25 protein-coding genes are annotated in these 22,737 nt (G+C 68.2%); 18 read left to right on the forward strand and 7 right to left on the reverse strand.

The window, feature by feature from the left end:
- Position 1: 1 nt before the first annotated feature.
- Complete coding sequence (locus ABQE44_RS04470; protein ID WP_448392848.1) at positions 2–1,663, reverse strand: NAD(P)/FAD-dependent oxidoreductase; 1,662 nt, start codon at positions 1,661–1,663, stop codon at positions 2–4.
- A 273-nt stretch (positions 1,664–1,936) separates the two neighbouring features.
- On the opposite strand from ABQE44_RS04470, the gene infA reads away from it, so the two are divergent.
- The 8 genes from infA to truA all read left to right on the forward strand — a co-directional run bounded on the left by infA (position 1,937) and on the right by truA (position 6,535).
- Entirely contained in the window at positions 1,937–2,158 is a 222-nt protein-coding gene (infA, locus tag ABQE44_RS04475) for a translation initiation factor IF-1 (RefSeq protein WP_003418601.1), read from the forward strand.
- A gap of 33 nt (positions 2,159–2,191) precedes the next feature.
- The gene (rpmJ, locus tag ABQE44_RS04480) at positions 2,192–2,305 is read left to right on the forward strand and encodes a 50S ribosomal protein L36 (RefSeq protein ID WP_003879483.1); all 114 of its coding nucleotides are present in this window, start codon (positions 2,192–2,194) and stop codon (positions 2,303–2,305) included.
- Positions 2,306–2,479: 174 nt separating this feature from the next.
- A complete protein-coding gene (gene rpsM / locus ABQE44_RS04485) occupies positions 2,480–2,854 on the forward strand; it encodes a 30S ribosomal protein S13 (RefSeq protein WP_448392849.1) in 375 nt (124 codons plus the stop codon).
- Between the two features lie 4 nt (positions 2,855–2,858).
- Positions 2,859–3,266: a 30S ribosomal protein S11 gene (rpsK, locus tag ABQE44_RS04490; protein ID WP_448392850.1), complete on the forward strand. Its 408-nt coding sequence runs from the start codon at positions 2,859–2,861 to the stop codon at positions 3,264–3,266.
- A 13-nt stretch (positions 3,267–3,279) separates the two neighbouring features.
- Positions 3,280–3,885: a 30S ribosomal protein S4 gene (gene rpsD / locus ABQE44_RS04495; RefSeq protein ID WP_448392851.1), complete on the forward strand. Its 606-nt coding sequence runs from the start codon at positions 3,280–3,282 to the stop codon at positions 3,883–3,885.
- 79 nt (positions 3,886–3,964) lie between these two features.
- Positions 3,965–5,017, forward strand: coding sequence for a DNA-directed RNA polymerase subunit alpha (locus ABQE44_RS04500; RefSeq protein ID WP_448392852.1), 1,053 nt, complete (start codon positions 3,965–3,967; stop codon positions 5,015–5,017).
- Positions 5,018–5,061: 44 nt separating this feature from the next.
- Positions 5,062–5,625: a 50S ribosomal protein L17 gene (gene rplQ, locus ABQE44_RS04505; protein ID WP_448392853.1), complete on the forward strand. Its 564-nt coding sequence runs from the start codon at positions 5,062–5,064 to the stop codon at positions 5,623–5,625.
- Positions 5,609–6,535: a tRNA pseudouridine(38-40) synthase TruA gene (truA, locus tag ABQE44_RS04510; protein ID WP_448392854.1), complete on the forward strand. Its 927-nt coding sequence runs from the start codon at positions 5,609–5,611 to the stop codon at positions 6,533–6,535. Before rplQ ends, truA begins: the two co-directional genes overlap by 17 nt.
- Before the next feature lie 20 nt (positions 6,536–6,555).
- On the opposite strand, the gene ABQE44_RS04515 is transcribed toward truA, so the two are convergent.
- Genes ABQE44_RS04515 through ABQE44_RS04530 form a run of 4 tightly spaced genes read right to left on the reverse strand, consistent with a single transcriptional unit; the run spans position 6,556 to position 9,772 of the window.
- Entirely contained in the window at positions 6,556–7,272 is a 717-nt protein-coding gene (locus ABQE44_RS04515; RefSeq protein ID WP_448393132.1) for a cutinase family protein, read from the reverse strand.
- Between the two features lie 25 nt (positions 7,273–7,297).
- Positions 7,298–7,945 (reverse strand): cutinase family protein, encoded by a 648-nt coding sequence (locus ABQE44_RS04520; RefSeq protein WP_448392855.1) that lies wholly within the window; start codon positions 7,943–7,945, stop codon positions 7,298–7,300.
- A gap of 36 nt (positions 7,946–7,981) precedes the next feature.
- Positions 7,982–8,728, reverse strand: a complete 747-nt coding sequence (locus ABQE44_RS04525; protein WP_448428785.1) for a cutinase family protein — start codon at positions 8,726–8,728, stop codon at positions 7,982–7,984.
- A gap of 39 nt (positions 8,729–8,767) precedes the next feature.
- A complete protein-coding gene (locus ABQE44_RS04530; RefSeq protein ID WP_448428491.1) occupies positions 8,768–9,772 on the reverse strand; it encodes an EamA family transporter in 1,005 nt (334 codons plus the stop codon).
- A gap of 69 nt (positions 9,773–9,841) precedes the next feature.
- Here ABQE44_RS04530 and ABQE44_RS04535 point away from each other — a divergent pair, with 69 nt between their 5' ends.
- Together ABQE44_RS04535 and eccB are read left to right on the forward strand one after the other, a co-directional pair.
- A complete protein-coding gene (locus ABQE44_RS04535) occupies positions 9,842–10,423 on the forward strand; it encodes a CGNR zinc finger domain-containing protein (RefSeq protein ID WP_448428493.1) in 582 nt (193 codons plus the stop codon).
- 131 nt (positions 10,424–10,554) lie between these two features.
- On the forward strand, positions 10,555–11,931 hold the full coding sequence (gene eccB / locus ABQE44_RS04540; protein ID WP_448428495.1) for a type VII secretion protein EccB: 1,377 nt from the start codon (positions 10,555–10,557) through the stop codon (positions 11,929–11,931).
- Here the strand turns inward: eccB and mycP are convergent.
- Complete coding sequence (gene mycP, locus ABQE44_RS04545; RefSeq protein ID WP_448428497.1) at positions 11,896–13,221, reverse strand: type VII secretion-associated serine protease mycosin; 1,326 nt, start codon at positions 13,219–13,221, stop codon at positions 11,896–11,898. The genes eccB and mycP overlap by 36 nt on opposite strands.
- The gene (eccD, locus tag ABQE44_RS04550; RefSeq protein WP_448428499.1) at positions 13,218–14,501 is read right to left on the reverse strand and encodes a type VII secretion integral membrane protein EccD; all 1,284 of its coding nucleotides are present in this window, start codon (positions 14,499–14,501) and stop codon (positions 13,218–13,220) included. Before eccD ends, mycP begins: the two co-directional genes overlap by 4 nt.
- Positions 14,502–14,642: 141 nt before the next feature.
- Between eccD and eccCa the strand changes: the two genes are divergently transcribed.
- From eccCa to ABQE44_RS04590, 8 genes are all read left to right on the forward strand, one after another.
- Complete coding sequence (gene eccCa / locus ABQE44_RS04555; RefSeq protein WP_448428501.1) at positions 14,643–18,323, forward strand: type VII secretion protein EccCa; 3,681 nt, start codon at positions 14,643–14,645, stop codon at positions 18,321–18,323.
- Complete coding sequence (locus ABQE44_RS04560; RefSeq protein ID WP_448428503.1) at positions 18,320–19,441, forward strand: type VII secretion-associated protein; 1,122 nt, start codon at positions 18,320–18,322, stop codon at positions 19,439–19,441. Before eccCa ends, ABQE44_RS04560 begins: the two co-directional genes overlap by 4 nt.
- A gap of 77 nt (positions 19,442–19,518) precedes the next feature.
- Positions 19,519–19,842, forward strand: a complete 324-nt coding sequence (locus tag ABQE44_RS04565; RefSeq protein WP_448392864.1) for a WXG100 family type VII secretion target — start codon at positions 19,519–19,521, stop codon at positions 19,840–19,842.
- A gap of 3 nt (positions 19,843–19,845) precedes the next feature.
- Entirely contained in the window at positions 19,846–20,142 is a 297-nt protein-coding gene (locus tag ABQE44_RS04570) for a WXG100 family type VII secretion target (protein ID WP_448392865.1), read from the forward strand.
- Positions 20,143–20,346: 204 nt separating this feature from the next.
- The gene (gene rplM / locus ABQE44_RS04575) at positions 20,347–20,790 is read left to right on the forward strand and encodes a 50S ribosomal protein L13 (protein ID WP_448392866.1); all 444 of its coding nucleotides are present in this window, start codon (positions 20,347–20,349) and stop codon (positions 20,788–20,790) included.
- Complete coding sequence (gene rpsI / locus ABQE44_RS04580) at positions 20,787–21,272, forward strand: 30S ribosomal protein S9 (protein ID WP_448392867.1); 486 nt, start codon at positions 20,787–20,789, stop codon at positions 21,270–21,272. The genes rplM and rpsI overlap by 4 nt, the downstream gene beginning before the upstream one ends.
- A gap of 326 nt (positions 21,273–21,598) precedes the next feature.
- Complete coding sequence (locus tag ABQE44_RS04585) at positions 21,599–21,997, forward strand: hypothetical protein (RefSeq protein ID WP_448392868.1); 399 nt, start codon at positions 21,599–21,601, stop codon at positions 21,995–21,997.
- A gap of 253 nt (positions 21,998–22,250) precedes the next feature.
- A complete protein-coding gene (locus ABQE44_RS04590) occupies positions 22,251–22,691 on the forward strand; it encodes a hypothetical protein (protein WP_448428505.1) in 441 nt (146 codons plus the stop codon).
- Positions 22,692–22,737 lie beyond the last annotated feature (46 nt).

A 22,737-nucleotide genomic window follows, 5' to 3' on the forward strand; every position in this document is an offset into this window, starting at 1 on the left:
CCTAAGCTTCCGCGAGATAGCGGTGCACCAGCATCACCGCCATCGATCCTTCACCGACGGCGGCGGCCACCCGTTTGGCCGATTCCGAACGCACATCACCTGCAACAAACACCCCCGGCACACTTGTTTCCAGCTGGTGCGGCGGACGATCAAGGGTCCAGCCGGCGACGTTGCGCAGATCGGGGCCGGCCAGGACGAACCCGTGGTCGTCGCGGGCGATGCCGGCCTGCTCGACCCAGTCGGTGCGCGGTTCGGCGCCGATGAAGACGAACATGCGCTCACAGCCGTGCTCTTCGCGCTCCCCGGTGCGGGTGTTCTCCAGGAAAACGCGTTCCAGATGGTCGGCGCCCTTGACCGCGTGCACCCTGGTGTAGGGCAGCTCCTTGATGTTGGGCTGGGCGCGGATCTGCTGGATCAGGTAGTAGGACATCGAATCTTCCAGCGTGCGACGGCACACCAGGGTCACCGACCTCGCGGTGCGCGACAGGTGCATCGCGGCCTGGCCTGCCGAGTTCGCCCCTCCGATGACGAAGACGTCCTCGCCGTCGCAGTCCGCGGCCACCGACGCCGTCGCACCGTAATAAAGCCCGGCACCCGTCAAACCGGTGCAGCCGTCGGCGTCGAGCTGGCGGTAGTCGACGCCCATCGCCAGGATGACCGCGCGGGTGCCGACCGCCCGTCCGTCGGAGAGGTGGATGGTGCGGGCGGCGCCGTCGACATCGAGGCGGGTGACCTCAGCGGCGGTGATCAGCTCCGCGCGGAACTTCTCGGCCTGCCGGCGCGCCCGTTCGGCGAGCTGAGCGCCCGACAACCCGTCCGGAAAACCCAGGTAGTTCTCGATGCGTGAGCTCTGGCCCGCCTGGCCCCCGGTGGCGGTGCGTTCGATCAGCACGGTCTTGAGCCCCTCCGAGGCGCCGTACACCGCGGCCGCCAGCCCCGCAGGCCCGCCACCGATGACGACGAGGTCGTAGAAGTCCTCGGCCGGTGTGGTGGACAGGCCGAGCGTCGCGGCGAGATCGGCGTCGGACGGCGCGACCAGTGTCTCGCCCTGTTCGGTGATCACCACCGGCAGCGTCAGGTCGTCCAAGCCCGCGGCGTCGAGCAGACGTCGGCCTTTGGGCTCGTCGGAGCGCAACCACGTGTAGTACAGCCGGTTGCGGGCGAGGAACTCGCGCACCTGCGAGGAGCGGGCGCTATAGGGGTGCCCGATGATCTTGGTGTGCGGGATTGCCCGGTCGCCGGTCTCGCGCCACGCCTCGATCAGCGCGTCGATCACCGGGTAGAGCTTCTCCCCGGGCGGGTCCCACGGCTTGAGCAGGTAGTGGTCCAGGTCGACGACGTTGATCGCATCGATCGCGGCGTTGGTGTCGGCGTAGGCGGTGAGCAGCACGCGGCGGGCCATCGGAAAGATGTCCATCGCCTGTTCGAGGAACTCGATGCCGCTCATCTGCGGCATCCGGTAGTCGGCGACGAACACCGCGACCGTCTCACCGCGCAACTTGAGTTCGTTGAGCGTCTCCAGGGCGTCCTGCGCCGATTCGGCGCGCACAATGCGGAAGACCTCACCGTAGTGGCGGCGCAGGTCGCGAGCGACCGCTCGGGACACGGCTGGATCGTCGTCGACGGAGAGGATTACGGGCTTGCGGGCAGTGGGGCCGGTCATCGACGTCAAGTATGCGCTGTGCGGCCCGCGGATATAGTGGTGATATTCACCGCGCGGGGGTCGTCGGCCAGCGATTTTGGGGCGGGCGCTCGAGCAGGTAATATGGATCGGCGGTGCGGCTCACGCGCCGACTCTTGCGTGCCCCTGTCTGGAATTTCTGGCTACTGGCTCACGTTTTGTAGTCGGGAGCGAGTCACGCCGTGCAGGGTGTCGCCGCTCGCGGCGACAAAGGCGCCGCAGTACGAGAAGGACACGGAGGATCTCCGAAACATAATGGCCAAAAAAGACGGTGCCATCGAGGTCGAGGGCCGCGTGGTCGAACCTCTGCCCAATGCGATGTTCCGCATTGAGCTGGAGAACGGTCACAAGGTGCTTGCCCACATCAGCGGCAAGATGCGGCAGCACTACATCCGCATCCTGCCCGAGGACCGCGTCGTGGTGGAGTTGTCGCCCTACGACCTGTCCCGGGGCCGCATCGTTTACCGGTACAAGTAATTTTCGAACGAGAAGAACAGGATCGACACAGCCGTGAAGGTGAACCCGAGCGTCAAGCCCATCTGCGATAAGTGCAGGGTGATCCGCCGGCATGGGCGGGTCATGGTGATCTGCTCCGATCCGCGCCACAAGCAGAGACAGGGCTAACGCGCCTGTTTCAAACACAACTGAATGACGAAATCCCAGCACCACTGAGCTGCCCGGCGCGTCAAGCGCCAAAAAGACGGAACAGCGCCGCTCATCACGTCCGGTACGGAGGCCGGACCCCATCGGGGAACGGGCTGGGACCAGACCTCCGCATAGCAGAAGGAACACTGCCTGATGGCACGTCTCGTGGGCGTAGACCTCCCGCGCGATAAGCGCATGGAGGTCGCCCTGACCTATATCTACGGCATTGGCCGTACCCGTTCCAACGAGATCCTCGCGGCGACGGGTATCTCCAAGGACCAACGCACCAAGGACCTCACTGACGACCAGCTGACCCAGCTGCGCGACTACATCGAGGGCAACCTCAAGGTGGAGGGCGATCTGCGCCGCGAGGTGCAGGCCGATATCCGCCGCAAGATCGAGATCGGCTGCTACCAGGGTCTGCGGCACCGCCGTGGCCTGCCGGTGCGCGGCCAGCGGACCAAGACCAATGCGCGCACCCGCAAGGGCCCCAAGCGCACCATCGCCGGCAAGAAGAAGGCCAGGTAAGCAGATGCCACCAGCAAAAAAGGGTGCCGCGAAGGGTAAGACCACCCGTCGCCGGGAAAAGAAGAACGTCCCGCACGGCGCCGCGCACATCAAGAGCACGTTCAACAACACGATCGTGACGATCACCGACCCGCAGGGCAACGTCATCGCGTGGGCGTCCTCGGGCCACGTCGGCTTCAAGGGCTCGCGTAAGTCGACGCCGTTCGCCGCGCAGCTGGCCGCTGAGAACGCCGCCCGCAAGGCGCAGGAGCACGGCGTGCGCAAGGTCGACGTGTTCGTGAAGGGCCCGGGTTCGGGCCGCGAGACCGCCATCCGGTCGCTGCAGGCCGCCGGCCTCGAGGTCGGCGCGATCGCCGATGTCACGCCGCAGCCGCACAACGGCTGCCGTCCGCCCAAGCGGCGCCGGGTCTAGGAGGAGATTTCAGATGGCTCGTTACACCGGACCCGCGACCCGCAAGTCGCGCCGCCTCGGCGTCGACCTGGTCGGCGGCGATCAGTCATTCGAGAAGCGCCCGTACCCGCCCGGCCAGCACGGCCGCTCCCGGGTCAAGGAAAGCGAATACCGCCTGCAGCTGCAGGAGAAGCAGAAGGCCCGCTTCACCTACGGCGTGATGGAAAAGCAGTTCCGCCGCTACTACGAAGAGGCCGTGCGACGCTCGGCCGTCACCGGCGAGGAGCTGCTGCGCATCCTGGAGAGCCGGCTGGACAACGTGGTCTACCGCGCGGGGCTGGCACGCACCCGCCGTCAGGCCCGCCAGCTGGTCAGCCACGGCCACTTCACCGTCAACGGTGTCAAGGTGGACATCCCCAGCTACCGGGTGTCGCAGTACGACATCATCGACGTCAAAGAGAAGTCGCTGAACACCCTGCCGTTCCAGATCGCGCGCGAGACCGCGGGTGATCGGCCGATCCCCAGCTGGCTGCAGGTCGTCGGCGAACGCCAGCGCATCCTGGTGCACCAGCTACCCACCCGCGAGCAGATCGACGTGCCGCTCTCCGAGCAGCTCATCGTCGAGTTCTACTCGAAGTAAACCCTCGGGGGGCTCCGCCCCCCGAGTACCCCCCGACGGCATCAAATAGCGGGTGCCGAGAAGGAGATAGAGAAACACCATGCTGATCTCTCAGCGACCCACACTGTCCGAAGAGGTACTTGCCGAGGACCGCTCTCAGTTCGTCATCGAGCCGTTGGAGCCCGGATTCGGTTACACCCTTGGCAATTCGCTTCGGCGAACCCTGCTGTCGTCGATCCCCGGCGCGGCAGTCACCAGCATCCGCATCGACGGTGTGCTGCACGAGTTCACCACGGTCCCCGGGGTGAAGGAGGACGTCACCGACATCATCCTCAACCTCAAGGGTCTGGTCGTCTCGTCTGAGGAGGACGAGCCGGTCACCATGTACCTGCGCAAGCAGGGCCCGGGTGAGGTCACCGCGGGCGACATCGTCCCGCCAGCCGGTGTGACGGTGCACAACCCCGATATGCACATCGCGACCCTCAACGACAAGGGCAAGCTGGAGGTCGAGCTCGTCGTCGAGCGCGGCCGCGGCTACGTGCCCGCCGTGCAGAACAAGGCGTCGGGCGCCGAGATCGGCCGCATCCCGGTCGATTCCATCTACAGCCCGGTGCTCAAGGTCACCTACAAGGTGGAGGCCACCCGCGTCGAGCAGCGCACCGACTTCGACAAGCTGATCCTCGACGTCGAGACCAAGAACTCCATCAGCCCGCGCGACGCGCTGGCGTCGGCCGGTAAGACGCTGGTCGAATTGTTCGGTCTGGCACGGGAACTCAACGTCGAGGCCGAGGGCATCGAGATCGGGCCGTCGCCGGCCGAGGCCGATCACATCGCCAGCTTCGCGTTGCCGATCGACGATCTGGACCTCACCGTGCGGTCCTACAACTGCCTCAAGCGTGAGGGTGTGCACACGGTGGGCGAGTTGGTCGCCCGCACGGAGTCCGACCTGCTGGACATCCGTAACTTCGGCCAGAAGTCCATCGACGAGGTCAAGATCAAGCTGCACCAGCTGGGTCTGTCGCTCAAGGACAGCCCGGCCACGTTTGATCCGTCCGAGGTCGCCGGCTACGACGCCGCCACCGGCACCTGGAACAGCGACGCCGGCTACGACCTGGAGGATAACCAGGACTACGCCGAAACCGAACAGCTCTAGTACGTCACATCCCTAATAGGAGTTCGCAATGCCTGAGGTTTCAAATGCCTAAGCCCACCAAGGGCCCTCGCCTCGGCGGGTCGTCCTCGCATCAGAAGGCGCTCCTGGCCAACCTGGCCACATCGCTCTTCGAGCACGGCCGGATCAAGACGACCGAGCCCAAGGCGCGCGCGTTGCGGCCCTATGCGGAGAAGCTGATCACCCATGCCAAGAAGGGCACGCTGCACAACCGGCGTGAGGTGATGAAGAAGATCCGCGACAAGGACGTGGTGCACACGTTGTTCGCCGAGATCGGCCCGTTCTACGCCGACCGCAACGGCGGCTACACCCGCATCATCAAGGTCGAAGCACGCAAGGGCGACAACGCGCCCATGGCGGTCATCGAGCTGGTGCGGGAGAAGACGGTGACCTCGGAGGCCGAGCGAGCTCGGCGGGTGGGCGCGTCGAACAAGGCCGAGCAGCCGGTCGCGGCGGCGGCCGCACCGCAGGCTTCCGTCGAGCCGGAGGCCGCTGAGGGTCCGACCGAGGACGAGTCGGTCGAGGAGGCCAAGGCCGAGTCGAGCGAGGCCGCCGAGGCGCAAGCCGATAAGGATGACGACAAGTCCTAGTGACGTGAGCGACGGGCCCGCCATCGGCAACGGTGGCGGGCCCGTTCGTCTTCGCGTTGACATCGCTTACGACGGCACCGATTTCGCCGGCTGGGCGACCCAGGCCGGGCAACGCACGGTGGCCGGTGTCGTCGACGACGCGTTGTCGACGGTGTTTCGCACCCCGGTGCGGTTGCGCGCGGCGGGACGCACCGACGCCGGTGTGCACGCCACAGGGCAGGTCGCGCACGTCGACGTGCCCGCCGACGCGCTGCCGTGCGCTTATCCCCGCACGCCACGTCAAGGCGACAGCGAGTTCCTTCCGTTGGTGCGCCGGCTGGCCAGGTTCCTACCCTCCGACGTGCGCGTGCTCCACATCGACCGGGCGCCAGCGGGTTTTGATGCGCGGTTCTCGGCGCTGCGGCGCCATTACACCTATCGGCTGTCGACGGCGCCCTACGGCGTCGAACCGCAGGACGCCCGGTTCGTGACGGCGTGGCCGCGTGCGCTGGACGTCGACGCGATGGCCGCCGCGTCCCGACACCTGTTGGGGCTGCACGACTTCGCCGCGTTCTGCCGCCACCGGGAGGGCGCCACCACGATTCGTGACCTGCAGCGGCTGGACTGGTCCCGCGACGGCGACCGCGTCACCGCCCACGTCAGCGCCGACGCGTTCTGCTGGTCGATGGTGCGTTCACTGGTGGGTGCGCTGCTGGCGGTGGGCGAACAGCGCCGCGAACCGACCTGGTGCGCAACGCTGTTAAAGGCCCAGCGACGCTCCAGCGAGTTCGCCGCGGCACCACCGCAGGGGCTGACGCTCGTCGGCGTCGACTACCCACCCGACGATCAGCTCGAGGCCCGCACCAAGGTGACCCGCGGCCTGCGTTCAGCGAGTGATTTCGGCGCGGACAGGGCCCCTGAGGGGGCATAAGCGCGCCGAAATCGCAGATATTAGATGCGGGCCACGATGAAGTCCGCGGCCTGGTTGACCATGCCGGCGTTGATGTAGGCCCGCGCGGCGTGGTCGGGCCAGTTGCCCTCCCAGGTCTTGGGGTCGGCCGGGCTGCAGATCGGGTCGGCGCCGTGGCACAGCTCGATCGTGCGCTCCCCGTAGAGCGGGCTGAAATTCGTGATCGGCCCGACCCAGGCGATGCCATTGCCGAACAGCGCGATGGCCGCGATATGGCGGTCCATCCCCGGCGGCAGCGGCTTGTCGAAGCCGAGCGCCGCGATGGGCGCAGCCAGCACGACGTCGGTGACCGCGGCGCCCAGCGAATAGCCACCCAGCACCAGCCGGGTGTCGGGGCACCGTGCCGCCATGTCCTGGATGCGTGAGCTCATGTCGTTGGCGCCGATGTCGATCTCATAGTCCGCGGGATAGTTCACCGAGTAGAGGTTGACGGTCTTGTCGGTCTTGCTGCGCACAGCGCTGATGAGGGCATTGCCGATCACCCCGGCCCCTGCGGATTCGGTGCGGCCACGGGCGAAGATGAGCTCCGCCGGCGGGCAGGATTGCGCGACGGCAACAGGCGCCAACCCTTGGTGGCCAATCGTTGCCGGGGTCATCAGCCCGGCGACAGCGAGCACAACCGCCCCTGCAAGCAGAATTCCGCGACGTCCCCACCGACTGACAAGATCGAATTTCACCCCGCCGATGATAACTGAGATATCGACGTGACCGTCGACAAAGGTTTTACACCAGACCTGCGACGAAGTTGGCGGCCTGGTGTGCCATGGCGGTGTAGTCGCGGTGCGCGAACGGATTGCGACCGCGCGAGCAGACCGGGTCGCCGTCGGTGCACAGGTCGATTGCGCGCCCGCCGAACACCGAGCTGGTGATCGGGTTGCCGAACTTGGCCGCGGGGTTGCCGAACACCGCGACCGCGGCGACCTTCGAGATGGCCGTCGCGGGAAGCATGGGCCCGAGCGCGCCAAGCCGGTTGCCCAGCGGCGGCACCCCGGCCAGCATGTCGACCACGGCCGCCCCCTGAGAGAATCCGCCGAGGACGATCCGGGTCGACGGGCAAGTCTGCGCGATGTTCGAGACGAACGCCGACGCGTCGGCCGCACCATCGGTGGCCAGCACGAAGTCGTAGCTGGCCGGGTAGTTCACCCCGTAGCTCGACAACGTCCGTGCGCCCAGCTGGGGGCGCAACGCGTCGACGAAGGCCTGTCCGACGCGCCCGATGCCGGGTGGTTCGCCGGTGCCGCGCGCAAACACCACCGTCACATCCGAGCAGGGTTGCGCCGAGGCGACCGTCGGGGCGACGAGGGTGGCCGCGGCGGTCAGCGCGGCAAGGGCAGCGCCGATGAACCGTCGGCGAAGACGAGGGGGTTCCACGGGGTCCGATGATATCGGCGGGCCGCGGTGTTCAGGTCAAAGGTGGCCAGCGGCGAAGTCGGCGGCCTGCTGAACCAGTCCCGAAGTGACGTAGTCGTTGTGCGCGAACGGATTGCGGCCGCCGGAACAGATCGGGTCGCCGTCCTTGCAGAGGTCGATCGCCCTGCCGGCGAAAACCGAACTGGTGATCGGGTTGTCGAACTTGGCCGCCGGGTTGCCGAACGCCACGACCGCCGCGACGTTTCGCTGCAGGCTGCCGGGCAACGGGGGCGCCGACCCGATGGAGCCGATCTTGTTGCCCAGCGGTGGCACACCGGCCAGCATGTCCATCACCGCGGCGCCCTGCGAGTAGCCGCCGAGCACGATGCGGGTCGACGGGCACTGCTGCGACAGAACCGCGATGCGGTTGGTGGCGTCGGCCGCACCGTCGGCGGCGGCCAGGAAGTCGTAGGAGGCGGGATAGTCGACCGCGTATGCGGTGACGCTGCGGCCGCCGGTCCGCTGGCGCAACTCGTTGACGAACGCGTTGCCGGGTGTGCCCAGACCCGGGGTGTCGTCGGTGCCGCGGGCGAAGATCACCTCGATATCGGCGCACGTCGACCTCGGTGCGACCGCGGTCGGTGTCACCGGGGACGGGTACGGACCAGGTACTTCTCCGGTTCCGTGCCCGGGTTCCGGCGGCCCCGGTAGCGGGCCGGGCTGGGCCATGGCCAACGGTATCGGGGCGCAGATGAGTGCGACGGCGGCGACGGCGACCGCGGGCAGGCGCAACGCGCGCAGCAAAGTCACGCCGCCATACTCACATACCGCACGGCCGAAGGCCTAACGATCGGAAGTGGTCGGCAACTTCTCGACCGGCCCGTCCGGCCAGGTCGCCTCGGCCACCGCCGCGGACCGATCGCCTGCACGGGCCAGCGCCAACCCGCAGAGCACGATCGCGCCGCCCACCGCCTGCGTGACGGTGATCGACTCACCCACCAGCACCCACGCGGCGAGCACGGCGAATATCACCTCGGAAAGTCCCACCAGGGACGCGAACCGCGGGCGCAGCAACGCGATGCCCAGGATGCCCAGCGTGTAGGCCAGCGCGGTGGCCAGCACACCCATGGCGAGTACGGGCACCAGCCAGGAGGTCGTCCAGCCAGCGACGACGGCGTCGTTGGCGGTGAAGGTCAGCGGCATCACGCCCGTGGCGCCCAGCAGTGACACCGTGGCGGCGCCGACGACCAAACCTCCCGCGGCCAGGGTGACGGGGTGCACGGCCTCGTCGCCGTCGCTGTGAACGTTGGCCGACATCACGAAGTAGCAGGCCGCGCATAGGGCGGCCGCCAATGCCCAGCCGACGCCGACCACGTTGATGTGCGCACCGGCAAAGACGTTGAGCACCAATATCATTCCGGTGAAAGCCAGGACGACGCCGGCCAGCGTGCCGTTGCTGGGCCTGCGCCGGGTCCGGGCCCAGACCCACGCGACGACGAGGATGGGCGCGGTGTACTCGAGCAGCAGCGCGACGCCGACGGACAGGTGTGCAACCGCGTTGTAGTAGAAGAGCTGCGCCCCGGCGATCGGGATCACACCGTAGGCCAGCACCGCCCTGCGGTGCGTGGCCGCCTCGCGAACCCAGCCGGGCCGGATCAGCGTCGCGAAAAGCGCCATGACCAGCGCGCCGCCGGCCAGCCGGGCGACCACCGCGGCCGTCGGCGTCCACCCCGCGTCCAGCAGCGACTTGGCGAACGGCCCCGACGAACCGAACGCCAACGCCGAGGTGAGCGCCAGTACCAGGCCGAGCCGGAAGTGGTCGGTGGCCGGACGCGCGCGCGGGGGCATCTACACCTCCGGGAAAGCATGTCATGAGTAAAGTGGACTTTGCTCATGACAGTACCGATGAGAGGGATCATGGGTCAAACGCTTTTCAGTCATGACACCGAGCTCACGCTGCGGGCCATCTGCGTGCTGGTCAACAGCGATCGGGTGGCGGGCGACCGGCTCGCGGATATGGCTGCTTTGAGCAGCTACCTGGACACCTTCGGCTGGACGGGGCGCCGCGACCACGACGACGCCGAACTGCGCGCCGTGCGGCGGCTGCGCGACCGGCTCGCGAGGATCTGGGCGGTCGCCGACGACGAGGAGAAAGTGGTCGGCGAGGTCAACGCGTTGCTGAGCGACACCCACGCCGCCCCGTGGCTGACGCGGCATCCGGAGATGCCGGAGTGGCATCTGCATCTGGCGTCGGTTTCCGCCCCGCTGTGGCAGCGGATGGGAGCCGAGATGGCGATGGCGCTGGCCGACCTGATCCGCATCGGCGAGTTGCGTCGGCTCAAAACCTGTGCGGCACCAGACTGCGAGGCCGTCCTGGTCGACCTTTCGCGAAACCGCTCGGGCAAGTTCTGCGACACGGGGAACTGTGGTAACCGCCAACATGTGGCGGCCTATCGACGACGCCGCGCGCGAGGTGTGCGCGGCGGCGGGGTCGGCTAGCCGGTGTTCGCCGAGTGTGGGGTCGACGCACGTCCGCCGGCAAAACTGCGTGCGGGTAATCCACGTTCGGCGGCCAGAAAAGGTGCGAGCCGCATACCCGCCGGGCCGATAGGCTCGGTTGCGGGGGAGCCATGGTCCGGGACGCGACGAACAGATTGCAGATCAGCGGGCACCGCTTCCTGACGCGGCGGCTGTCGCATGCCCTGGTCCGCGGCGACGCGCGGATGCTCGACGATCCACTACGCGCACAGTCGCTTTCGTTGATCGCCGGTTGTGTGTTGGCGGCCATCGCGATCGCCGCCTGCGCGATCCTGGCGTTCCTGAGCCCCAGGGGCGCGCTGGGAACCGCACCGATCGTCATGGTCCGCGATTCCGGCGCCCTCTATGTGCGGATTGGCGACACCGTGCATCCGGTGCTCAACCTGGCATCCGCCCGGCTGGTCGCGGGTACCGCGGCCACACCCGAACTGGTCAACGCTGCGGCTGTCGACGATGCGAAAAGGAGTGCGCTGGTGGGTATTCCCGGTGCACCCAACATCTCGGCCACGTTGGCGGAATCCCGCTGGACGGTCTGCCAGGACGCGACATCGACCACCACAGTGCTCGTCGGGGCGGCCGACGGACATCTGGATGCGGGGCGCAACGCGCTGGTCGTGGCCGGGGGAGAAGGGGCTGCAGCGACCTATCTGCTCTACGACGGGGCGCGGGCCAAGGTGGACCTGCGCAACCCCGCGGTGGTGCACGCGCTTCGGCTCGATGGTGTCGAGCCGCGTGTCGTGCCTCGGGTGTTGCTCGACGCGGTGCCGGAGGTGCCCGAGCTCGCCGTCCCCGCCATCGAGGACGCCGGAACACCGGGACCGGCTGCGTTGCACGGGTTTTCGGTGGGCACGGTTCTCCGCATGCCGCATGCTGATTCGACCGAGTACTACGTTGTACTCGGGGACGGTGTGCAGCGGATTGGTGCGGTGGCCGCCGACCTGATCCGGTTGACCTACTCCGCGGGCACCCGCGAGATGTCCACCGTCGAGCCGGGCGTCATTGGCGCCGTGCCGGTGGTCGACGACCTGCCGGTCGGGCGGTTTCCCGATCGCGGGGGTGTGGCCGACGAGCCGGTGCTGTGCACGCGCTGGACATGGTCCAGCTCGGCAGACGCCACGGAAACTGCAGTGCTGGTCGGGGATTCGCTGCCGGTCGACCGGGCAGTGACATTGGCTCAGGCGGACGGCGCCGGGATCCAGATCGACCGGGTGCACCTGCCTCGCGGTCGCGCCGCCTATGTGCGGGCAACCGGTGTCACGGGGGCAGGTGCCCGCACCGGTGCGCTCTACTACGTCGACGGCTCCGGTGTGGTGTTCGGTGTGCACGACGAGGACGCCGCCAAACGGCTGGGGCTGACCGCCGCAGCGATGCCCGCGCCGTGGCCGGTGCTGGCCAGGCTGCCACGTGGTCCCGAACTCAGCGTCGCGGCAGCGTCAATCGTGCGCGACAGCATCGGATCGCCGCCGTAATCGTGCTCCTGCGATGATGCACCCCGACAACGCAACACAGATCGCCGCACCGCGCACGGCGATGTGTGCGGGTCGTTCGTCGGGTGGGTTCGGGGCGGGCATCGACACCGTGCGGGGTGCGCTGGGTGGGGGCGCGGAGACAGGGCCGCCGGTCACCGCGGCGACGGGGTCGACCACCCCGTGTCCGACAATCGGATTCCATCCGGAAGCGGGATGACGCGCTGTGGTCTCGATGCGTTGCATGACCTGCCGCGCCGTCAACTCGGGTGCGCGCGACCGCAGCAGCGCGGCGACGCCGCTGACAACCGGGGCGGCATAGCTGGTGCCCGCGATCGGCGTCGCGCCGTCGACGCCCGGTAGTTCGGCGATGAGGCCTTCGCCGTCGGGATCCAGCGACACCACCCCTTCACCGGGTGCGGCGACGTCGACCCACGGGCCCGCCAAGCTGAACGCCGACGGGGTGCCGTTGGGTGCCACGGACCCCACCGTCAGCACGTAATCGTCGTACCAGGCCGGGCTGACCACCACGTGCACACCGGACCAATCGGGCCTGCCGGCCTGTGCCGGGTTCTGTTGCGGGCATTGTCCGGTGCCGCCGACATTGCCTGCGGCGGCGACCACGACGGCGTTCTTGATGTCGACGGCGTATGCCAGCGCGGCGCCGAGGGCACGGTCATCGAGCGCGTCCTGGGCGGGCAGGCACGCGACCGACGACACGTTGATCACCGTGGCGCCCATATCGGCGGCGGTGCGCACCGCCATGGCAAGCGTGTCGACGTTGCCGAACCCCGAACCCGAGGCATCGTCGACGGCACGGAACTTCGTGCTGGACTGGCGGATCGCGATGATCGTCGCGTCTGGTGCGACGCCCTGAAAAGTGGGTTCTTCGGCCGCCCCGACGATGCCGGCCACGATCGTGCCGTGGCCGTCGCAATCCTGTGTGCCGTCGCCGCTCGACACGTAGTCGCCGCCGGGGACCAGGTGTGGAAGCAGCCGATGCTGCGCCACCCCGGTGTCGACGACCGCGATCGTCTGACCGCGCCCGCGGGTCAGTGGCCAAACCGACGCCAACCCAAGGTCGTCCAGTTGGCCCGATGTGGTGGCCTCGGTGCTGTGTACGGGCAGCACACACGGCTCCCGCTGCCGGGTGGGCTGCGGCGGTGCGGGCGACGCCGCTCTGGGCAGCCGCGAGTCGTCCACAGGCGGCGGCGTCACCGCCGTGGCCGGCGCCGCCACGCACACCGGAAACACGACCAGCAACGCCGCCAACAGCAGCCGCGCCGCCGTCATGACAGCCCCATGGCGCGGACTGCGTCGTAGACGCCGGCCACCCAGCAGGTCAGCGGCACGACGGCCGCGACCGCGAGGTACTCGGTGACGTCGACCACACGCTGCGTCACGGGGCTGACCGGCCGCGTCAGCCCGGCGACACCGGTGATGACCGCCAGCAGGCTGAGCCAGTGGACGTGGCCGGGCAATGCGGCACCGGCGATCGCGAAGCACACAGTGGCCGTGACGATTCCACTGGTGCCCAGCGCGGTGCAGCGAGCCCGATCCGCGTGCGTGCGGTTACGAAGAAGCAGCACGGTAGCGGTGACGGCGACGAACGCGGCGGCGCTCACCTTCGCCGCGCGGTCGGTCAGCGCCGCGAACGCGACGACCCCGCAGCCCAGCACCGCAGCGCTCGTGGCGCCCACGATCACCCCGGTCAGCACCCGATGCGCCTGCCCCACCCGGTCGGTGTCCGGGACCGGCGCATCAGGCGGTGACGGACCGACACCGGTCACCAGCATCGAGATGCGCGGCGCAAAAGACAGGGCAGCGAGCGACGCGGCGGCCAGCGACGCTCCGATGGTCGCGCCGGGCAGGTGCCACCCGACCGCGACGCCCGTCACCGCGGCGGTCAGTACGGCGACCGTTGCGATCGCCGCCAACCACGTGGTGGCACAGCGTGTCAGGCGCAGCAGTGCCACGGCCGCCGACAACGCGGCCGCAGCCGACAGCAATACGTGCGCGGCACCAGGGGCGCCAGGGACGGCCGCGAATCCCGTTGCAGCGGCGAACAATACAGCCGCCACGCTCAGCGTCGCAGCCAGCGCGCCGTCGACGCATGCCCGGTCCGCCAGGACCGCCACCAGCGCCGTGACCACGGTCAGGCCCGCGCTTGTGACCAGCCCCTCGGGGGTCGCCGTCCATCCGAGCGCTGCGGCGGCGGCAACCGCCGCGACCAGACAACCGGCCGCCGGTAATCGTGGCGGCCGCTCTTCGATGTCGGCGTGCTGCACCGCGATCTGGCTGACGTCACCGGGTCGCCACACCGGCTTCGGCGGCACGGCCGCGGTGAGCAGCAGCGTGATTCCGTCGTCAACGTCGTTCTCGTCCAAAGTCATCGCTTGGTCGAGCGGCTGACCGTCGACGTGGAGGAGCCGCCACCCGCTGCCGGTGACCGCAGCGGTCGTACCGTGTGCCAATTCCACGATCGACGGCATCAGCGCGCACACGTCAATGCTGCGGGGCAGCGCGAGATCCACCTCGTGGAAGGTGTCGCCCCGATCATGCGCAACGGTCAATCGACATAGTGCATTTCGCATCGCGACCCCCGGAATTTTCCCGCCCGCAGTCACCGTAACCCCGCTGCCGGGTGCGTTCGCGCGCCAATTCTGTGCGCTGTGGATGGAACCGAAACACCGTTCCCAGCGTCCAACTGTTTGATGGAATTCGTCCGCGAAGCACGACTTTCGGTGCCGCCGACGGTGTCCGGTGAGCTGGCTGTCGAGGCCCCGCCGCCGGTGCCCAAGGTGGTTCCGGTGAACCCGCTTACCCGGCTGATGCCCCTCGCGATGCTGGTGGCCGCCGTCGGGATGATGGCCTTCTATTTCACGTCCGGTGCGGCGTCTGCCCGCAACCCGGTGTTTCTGTTCTTCCCGGTGATGATGCTGGTATCGGTGCTCGGCACCGTCGCCTACGGCGCGCGCGGCGCCAACCGCTCCGCCGAGATCAACGAGGGCCGCAAGAGCTACCTGCGCTACCTCGACACGCTCGACGCCACGATCGCGCAAGCCGCCGAGGCCCAGCACCTTTCGCTGTGGCAAAGCCACCCTGACCCTTCAGCGCTGTGGACGCTGGTGGGCGGCCCGCGGATGTGGGAGCGTCGCCGACACGACGCGGACTTCGGCCACGTGCGGGTCGGGATCGGCGATCAGCCGCTGAGCACCGTGTTGGTGGCGCCGCCGCTCGGGCCGTCCGATCAGCACGACCCCGTCACCGTGGACGCGATGCACCGGTTGATCGAGCAGCGGTCGATGCTCGCCGAGGTGCCCGTCGTCGTGGCACTACCCGAGCACGCCGCGGTAACTGTCGAGTGCGACGTCGACGCCGCCCGCGCGTTGATCCGGGCGATGGTCTGCCAGCTTGCGGTGGCCCACGGACCCGACGTTCTCGCCGTCGCCGCGGTGGTCGGTCCGGATACCCGTCACCAGTGGGAGTGGCTGAAATGGCTGCCACACCATCAGCATCACCGCGAGGTCGACGCCGTCGGCCCGCAGCGACTGGTCTACGGCAGCCTCCGGGAGGCGGTGGAGGCGGTGACGTCACGCTGGGCCGTGGTGATCGTCGACGGCGCGCCGACGGCCGGGTTCGACCGGGTTCCGCTCGACGGGTCGGTCACCGTCGTGGCGGCCGGCGCGACGCTCAGCGTGACCGGGTTGCGGTTGCCGGTCGACGGTATGTCGCGGGTTGATTCGTTGACGCGGAGCCAGGCCGCGACGTGTGCACGACGGTTGGCGCGGTATCGCCTCAGTGACTCCCAGGCGGGCCCGAACGCGGCCCGCGACTGGTTGGAGCTGATGGGCATCGACGATCCGCACCGCATCGACCCTGAGCGGCGATGGGCGTCGACCCGAAGCGGGCGCATCATGCCCATCCCCATCGGCGTCGCACAGGACGGATCGCCGGTGCGACTCGACATCAACGAGGCCGCGCGCAACGGTATGGGCCCACACGGGTTGTGCGTGGGCGCAACCGGTTCGGGCAAATCGGAGTTCCTGCGCACGCTGGTCCTCGGCGCCATCGCGGCCCATTCACCCGAGGTGCTGAACCTGGTGCTGGTGGACTTCAAGGGCGGCGCGACATTCCTTGGAATGGAGCGGGCGCGGCACGTCGCGGCGATCATCACCAACCTCGCCGACGAGGCGCACCTGGTCAGCCGAATGAGCGATGCGTTGGCCGGCGAGATGCACCGGCGCCAGGAGTTGTTGCGGGCCGCAGGCGGATTCGCGAATATCGCCGACTACGAGCGCGCCCGAACACAAGGGGCAGCACACCCGCCGTTGCCCGCCTTGTTCATCGTCGTCGACGAGTTCTCCGAACTGTTGAGCCAACACCCCGACTTCGCTGAGCTGTTCGTGGCGATCGGCCGACTCGGCCGCTCGCTGGGTATGCACCTGCTGCTGGCCAGCCAGCGCCTCGACGAAGGCCGGTTACGCGGTCTGGAAACCCACCTCTCCTACCGGGTCTGCCTCAAGACGTTCTCGGCCGGCGAATCGCGCGCGGTGCTGGGGTTGCCCGACGCCTACCACCTGCCGGGCAGTCCCGGCGCGGCGTATCTGAAGACCGCAGCGGGGGATCTGACCCGGTTTCAGACCGCGTTCGTATCCGGCATCACCGCCGCGCCCGGCGCCGATTGCGAGCAACCGCTGCTGCCGCGACCGTTCACCGCGGCACCGGTCCTTCTGCCCACCGCGGCAAAGAACCCGACACCGCGGGAAGAACGCACCGTGCTGGACACGGTATTGGACCGCGTCGGCGGCCGCGGCACCGCCGCACACCAAGTGTGGTTGCCGCCCCTGACCACCTCGCCGCCACTCGAGCGGCTCCTCTCCAGCGGGGTTCGTGGGCTGAAGGTCCCGATCGGGTTGGTGGACCGGCCGTTTGAGCAACGTCACGATGTGCTGGCCGTTGACCTGTCCGGCGCCGCGGGCAACGTGGCGATCGTCGGGGCGCCGCGGTCCGGTAAGTCCACGGCGCTGCACACGATGATCCTGGCGCTGGCGGAGGCCAACGATCCGGCCGAGGTCGGCTTCTACTGCCTGGATTTCGGCGGCGGAACCCTGTCGTCATTGCGCGATCTGCCGCACATGGGATCAGTGGCCGGACGACGGGATGTCGATCTGTGCCGTCGCACGGTCGCGGTCATGCAGTCCATCGTCCGCGCCAGGGAGGACCGGGCCCGACGCGCCGCCGGTGACACTATCGCGAAGGCGGATCCGGTCGGCGACGTCTTCCTCATCGTCGATGGCTGGGCCACCTTGCGCCAGGAGTTCGACACGCTCGAGGCGCCGATCACCGCCCTTGCCGCGAACGGTCTCTCGTTCGGTGTCCACGTCGTCGTGACGGCTTCGCGCTGGCCCGAGTTGCGGCCCGGGCTCAAAGATCAGATCGCGACGCGCATCGAGTTGCGGCTCGGCGAGCCTGCCGAATCGGAGATGGACCGCAAGCTCGCCCGCCAACTCAGTGCGGCGGGGCCAGGGCGCGGTCTCACGGCCGACGGTAAAGAAATGCTGCTTGCGCTGCCCCGCTGGGACGGGGTCGAGCGGTTGCAGCGCCGCTACGGCGGACGCCGCGCACCGACGGTGGAACTGCTGCCCGGCCGCATCAAGCTGGCTGATCTCATCACGCGGACGAAGGCACCTCCAATGCCGCCGCACGTTCTCATCGGCATGGGCGAGCGTGAATTGCAGCCGGTAACACTCGATCTTGCCGCGCAGCCACATTTGCTGGTGCTGGGTGAAGCCGAGTCGGGTAAGACGTCGGTGCTGCGCCTGCTGTGTCAGCAGATCATCGGCGGCGCCAGCCCCGAGGAAGCACAGATCGAGATCGTCGACTTTCGCCGCACGCTGCTCGGCGTCGTGGAAACGCAGCACCTCGCCGGATATGCGGCGTCCTCGGCGGTGCTCGCATCGCGCATGCGGTCGCTGTTGTCGCGGTTGGAGGGACGAATGCCGGGGGAGAACGTCACCCAGCAACAGTTGCGGGAAAGGTCGTGGTGGTCGGGCCCGCAGATCTACGTCTTCGTCGACGATTACGACCTGGTCGCCACCTCGACCGGAAACCCGTTGACACCGCTTGCCGACCTGCTGCCGCACGCCAAGGATCTGGGTCTGCACGTCATCGTTGCACGACGGTCCAGCGGTGCGGCGCGGGCGATGTTCGACCCGGTACTGGCCCGGCTGCGCGAACCGGGTTGCACCGGGCTGATGTTGAGCGCGGACCCGGAGGAGGGTGTGCTGCTCGGCGCGGTTCGGCCGGCACCGTTACCGCCGGGCAGGGCCACGCTGATCACCCGCGCCGATGCGCATCAGCTCATCCAGGTCGCCTGGGTCGAGCCACCGTGACCGAAACCGTTCTCGAGGTCGGACCCCGCCGCATCCGCGGCCCCAATAGCATTCCGTTCGAATGGGTTTCGACGGCACTGGAGTGCATCGACGACGACATCGCACTGCTGGACGACCGACCGGTGGCGGTGCAGGAACTGTGGCAGGATGTCATGCGGACGGCCGCCGGTGAGGAGGCCGGCACGCTGGTGGTGATCTGCCCGACGTGGTGGCCGTCGGCGCGCACTGACCGGGTGCGCGAGGCGGCCCAGGCCGTCGCCGAAGACGTCGTCGTTTTACCGCGCACCGAACTGCTGTGCGCAGTGGCCGCTCCGCGGCGACCGACGATCGTCGAGTTGGCAGGTGACCTCGTCGTCGTCACCCATCCCAATGCGCGCGCAATCGTCGTCGCACATCACGGCGACGCGGCCGCGACGGCGGAGGCGGTCGTCTCGGCGGTCGGCGCGTCGCCCGTCGTGCTCATCGACGCCCCGGACGCCACGATCGTCGGCCGGCTGCGGCGCGACGGAATCGAGGTCGTTGAGGTCGACGAGGACGCGCTGCGACGGGAAGTGTTGCGGTCCAGGCGAATCGCTGCCCCGCCTGCCAAGGCGCGTCGCGGACGTCGCCCCTGGGTGGCGGTGGTCCTCGTCGGCGCGGCTGCCATAGCGGCGGCGGCCCTGCTCGGCGGAACTACTGGAGGTTCGCCGACAGCGTGGTTGGTGGAGGGCCGGGTGGGCATGGTGGTGCCTGCCGACTGGACCGTGCAACATGTCACCACCGGTCCGGGATCTGCGCGGGTGCAGATCGCGTCCCCATCGCGTGGCGATGTCGCCGTGCACCTGACGCAGTCGATCGCGGTGCCCGACGAACGTCTCGAGGTGACGGCAACCATGCTGCGGGCGGCGCTCGACGCCGAAACCCCCGGCGTCTTCGTCGATTTCAATGCCGCCGATCACCGCGCCGACCGCAACGCGGTGACATATCGAGAAGTGCGACAAGATCACACGGTCGCCTGGGCGGTGCTGGTCGACGGGATCGTGCGCATCGCGATCGGCTGCCAGAGCCCGACAGGACAGGAGCATCTGGTGCGTAAGGCGTGCGACCAGGCGATCCGCAGCGCCCACGCGGTGCACTGAAAAAAGTTGCCCGGACGATGGAACCGAACGGGCCGCCGCTGCGTCCAACTTGATAACGGCACGATGAAAGGAAGCCCATGACCACACCTGCAGGCGGTGCACTGACCACCGACTTCGACCTGATGGCCGCGGTCGCCGACAAGACCGATGCGCGCAACGACGAGATCCGGGCGTTTCTGCAGTCGTTCATCGGGCGGATGAGCAGCGTGCCGCCGTCGGTGTGGGGCGGTGTGGCCGCCACCCGGTTCAGGGAGGTGGTGGACCGGTGGAACACCGAATCGCTCAAGCTGCACACTGCGCTCGCGCGGATCGCCGAGACCATCCGGCAGAACCGGCAGACGCTGGTCCACGCCAGCGAGAGCCACTCCCAGCGGCTCGGCGCCGTCGGCACGGAGTTGTGAGCCATGGACCACACGCTTGCGTACAACTTCGGTGAGATCGAGTACACGGTTCGGCAGGAGATCCATGCCACGTCAGCGCGGCTGAACGCGGCGCTCGACGATCTGCGCGCCCAGATCGCGCCGCTGCAGCAGGTCTGGACACGTGAGGCCGCGCAGGCCTACCGCGTCGAGCAGAGCCGCTGGGAGCAGGCGGCCGGGGCGCTCAACGACATCCTGTTCAACCTGGGCAATGCGGTTCGTGACGGCGCGGATGACGTCGCGGCCACCGACCGCACCGCCGCCAACGCCTGGGGCGCCTAGCCCCGCCGGGACACTGTGCGGTCCCGCCTTGGAGGGGAGCCGGGCGGGACCGCACAGTACGTTTTGACCTGCGACGACGCTCGCGGGTAAGCTGCCTCGTTGGCGTGCGGAACGCCGGGCCTCGGGTCAATGTCGGTCGCCGAGGGTTTCCCACCGCAACCGCCCTGACCGGCACCAGGTAACCCGAGAAGAGAGGTATGCGCTGTGCCTACGTACACGCCGAAGGCGGGTGACACCACGCGCTCGTGGTACGTCATCGACGCCACCGACGTGGTGCTCGGCCGGCTCGCCGTCGCGGCAGCGAATCTGTTGCGCGGCAAGCACAAGCCGACATTCACGCCGAATGTCGACGGTGGCGACTTCGTCATCGTCATCAACGCCGAAAAGATCGCGATCAGCGGCAACAAGGCCGACCGCACGTTTTTCTACCGCCACTCGGGTTACCCCGGTGGCCTGCGCAGGCGGTCGCTCGGTGACGAGATGGAAAAGCACGCGGATCGGGTCGTCGAGAAGGCGATCCTCGGCATGATCCCCCACACCAAGTTGGGCCGCCAGATCAAGAAGAAGCTGCGCGTCTACGTCGGGCCGGATCATCCGCACACCGCCCAGCAGCCGATTCCGTACGAGATCAAGCAGGTGGCCCAGTGACCGAGTCAGTTGAGACGACCCCAGACAGCGACACCACCGAGGCCGCCGGGACTGTGGCCGAGACCGAGGCCGCCCCGCGTGAGCCCGTGGTGTTCGACCGCCCCGTCCAGACCGTAGGCCGCCGCAAGGAGGCTGTGGTGCGGGTGCGTCTGGTGCCCGGCACCGGCCAGTTCAACCTCGACGGACGCAGCCTCGAGGCTTACTTCCCGAACAAGGTGCACCAGCAGCTGATCAAGGCCCCGCTGGTGACCGTGGATCGGCTGGAGAGCTTCGACGTCTACGCCCACCTCGACGGTGGCGGCCCGTCCGGCCAGGCCGGCGCGCTGCGCCTGGCGCTTGCGCGGGCGCTGATCCTCGTGCAGCCCGAGGACCGGCCTGCGCTGAAGAAGGCCGGCTTCCTGACCCGGGACCCCCGGGAAATCGAGCGCAAGAAGTACGGCCTCAAGAAGGCCCGCAAGGCGCCTCAGTACAGCAAGCGCTGATCGATTGTTTGTAAAGCCGCCGGGTTCGCATCGCGAGCCCGGCGGTTTTCTTTATGCCAGTAACGTTCGCCGGGGTACGGAACGATGTGTGATTGAGTCCTCAGCTGCGGCCGAGCGAATCGCCTTTACCTCCCAGTTAATTAGCGCGACGCATTATACGCGCGAATGACGCTCTGATTCTTAAATTTTGGTTTGACTTCCCCCGTGATCGTGTAACCCGTCTGTTCGGAAGCAGAGGGCCTTCCGCCAGGCAGGCAAACCTGCCACTGCGGCGGATCGCGTGTCGGGGGCCGGATCCGCTGCTTCCTGACAGAAGGGAATATCTGATGCGGAACATCGTGAAGAGAGCGTCCACGGGCGCTTTGATCGGCGGATCACTACTGTTCACCGCTGGCTTGGGCCTGGCGGGCGCACAACCGCTCAATGTCCAGGACGGTCTCGTCAACGTGGGTGTCGGTGACGTCACGATCCTCGAGGACGTGAATGTCGGCGTCGCGGCGACCGTCGCGGCAGCCATCTGCGACGTCGCCGACATCGGCAGCGTCAATGTGCTGGCTGAGGCCGTCGACAGCGGAACGGCTCCCTCTGAGACCGTCTGCGATGTGCCCGGTGGCGAGATAACGCTGACGCAGAACGCCGGTACTCCTGGTCAGTCAGGTCAGGCGCCTGGCGGCGGCCCCGCACAGGCTCCCGGTAACCCGACCCCGGGCGGCCCGAATAACTAAACGACGCCCCAACCTCACCGCCCGCATCCTCTCGATGCGGGCGGTGGGTCGTGTCGGGCCTAAATCGGTGCCCGGGACCTGCCCGGACGGCATCTTTCACGAAATTCGTGTTTGGTCGCACGGTGAGTGCGGGAAATCCCGTCCGGGCGGCAGGGGCGCCTCTTGTGCGCTGGCGGGCCATTCCTGCCATCGCGGCCGCGCGGACCTTGTGGGCGAGCCGGATCACTGCCGCCTATCGACAAAGGAGCATTTGATGAGGAACGTCGTTAGAAACGCTGCTGCAGGCGCCCTGATGGGCGGCTCGCTGCTGTTCACTGCCGGGCTCGGTGTCGCCACCGCGCAGCCGGACGATGCCCAGAACAACAACGACCGGGTCAACGTGGCCATCGGCACCGCAGGTGTGCTCGAGAACGTGGCAGTGACCGATGCAGCGCAGATCGCGGCCGCGCTCTGCGACGTCGAGGTCGCTGAGGTGAACTCGGTCACCGAATCCGTTCTGAACAACGGCACCGAGCAGGTCGTCTGCACGAACAACCTCGGCTCGGTGAACATCCAGCCGGGCGGCCCGGGACAGTCGGAGAACGCCCCCGGCCAGGCCGAGGTGGCTCCGGGACAGGCCGAGAGCGCCCCGGGACAGGCTGAGACCGCGCCGGGCGCCGCAGAGGCTCCCGCCGAGCAGCCCGCTGAAGGCTAGAACTAAATAGTCAGCGTCCACCGCCCGTATCCGGTTGTTCGGACGC

The sequence above is a fragment of the Mycolicibacterium sp. XJ2546 genome (assembly GCF_053483195.1).

Bases quoted from the DNA above. Each gene is read 5' to 3' on its own strand.
- truA (WP_448392854.1), top strand. From the start codon at position 5,609: ATGACGACAAGTCCTAGTGACGTGAGCGACGGGCCCGCCATCGGCAAC.
- ABQE44_RS04470 (WP_448392848.1), bottom strand. From the start codon at position 1,663: ATGACCGGCCCCACTGCCCGCAAGCCCGTAATCCTCTCCGTCGACGAC.
- ABQE44_RS04570 (WP_448392865.1), top strand. From the start codon at position 19,846: ATGGACCACACGCTTGCGTACAACTTCGGTGAGATCGAGTACACGGTT.
- mycP (WP_448428497.1), bottom strand. From the start codon at position 13,221: ATGACGGCGGCGCGGCTGCTGTTGGCGGCGTTGCTGGTCGTGTTTCCG.
- ABQE44_RS04565 (WP_448392864.1), top strand. From the start codon at position 19,519: ATGACCACACCTGCAGGCGGTGCACTGACCACCGACTTCGACCTGATG.
- rpsM (WP_448392849.1), top strand. From the start codon at position 2,480: ATGGCACGTCTCGTGGGCGTAGACCTCCCGCGCGATAAGCGCATGGAG.
- rplQ (WP_448392853.1), top strand. From the start codon at position 5,062: ATGCCTAAGCCCACCAAGGGCCCTCGCCTCGGCGGGTCGTCCTCGCAT.
- ABQE44_RS04535 (WP_448428493.1), top strand. From the start codon at position 9,842: ATGGGTCAAACGCTTTTCAGTCATGACACCGAGCTCACGCTGCGGGCC.
- infA (WP_003418601.1), top strand. From the start codon at position 1,937: ATGGCCAAAAAAGACGGTGCCATCGAGGTCGAGGGCCGCGTGGTCGAA.
- rpsD (WP_448392851.1), top strand. From the start codon at position 3,280: ATGGCTCGTTACACCGGACCCGCGACCCGCAAGTCGCGCCGCCTCGGC.
- ABQE44_RS04590 (WP_448428505.1), top strand. From the start codon at position 22,251: ATGAGGAACGTCGTTAGAAACGCTGCTGCAGGCGCCCTGATGGGCGGC.
- ABQE44_RS04530 (WP_448428491.1), bottom strand. From the start codon at position 9,772: ATGCCCCCGCGCGCGCGTCCGGCCACCGACCACTTCCGGCTCGGCCTG.
- ABQE44_RS04500 (WP_448392852.1), top strand. From the start codon at position 3,965: ATGCTGATCTCTCAGCGACCCACACTGTCCGAAGAGGTACTTGCCGAG.
- eccB (WP_448428495.1), top strand. From the start codon at position 10,555: ATGGTCCGGGACGCGACGAACAGATTGCAGATCAGCGGGCACCGCTTC.
- eccCa (WP_448428501.1), top strand. From the start codon at position 14,643: ATGGAATTCGTCCGCGAAGCACGACTTTCGGTGCCGCCGACGGTGTCC.
- rpsK (WP_448392850.1), top strand. From the start codon at position 2,859: ATGCCACCAGCAAAAAAGGGTGCCGCGAAGGGTAAGACCACCCGTCGC.
- ABQE44_RS04585 (WP_448392868.1), top strand. From the start codon at position 21,599: ATGCGGAACATCGTGAAGAGAGCGTCCACGGGCGCTTTGATCGGCGGA.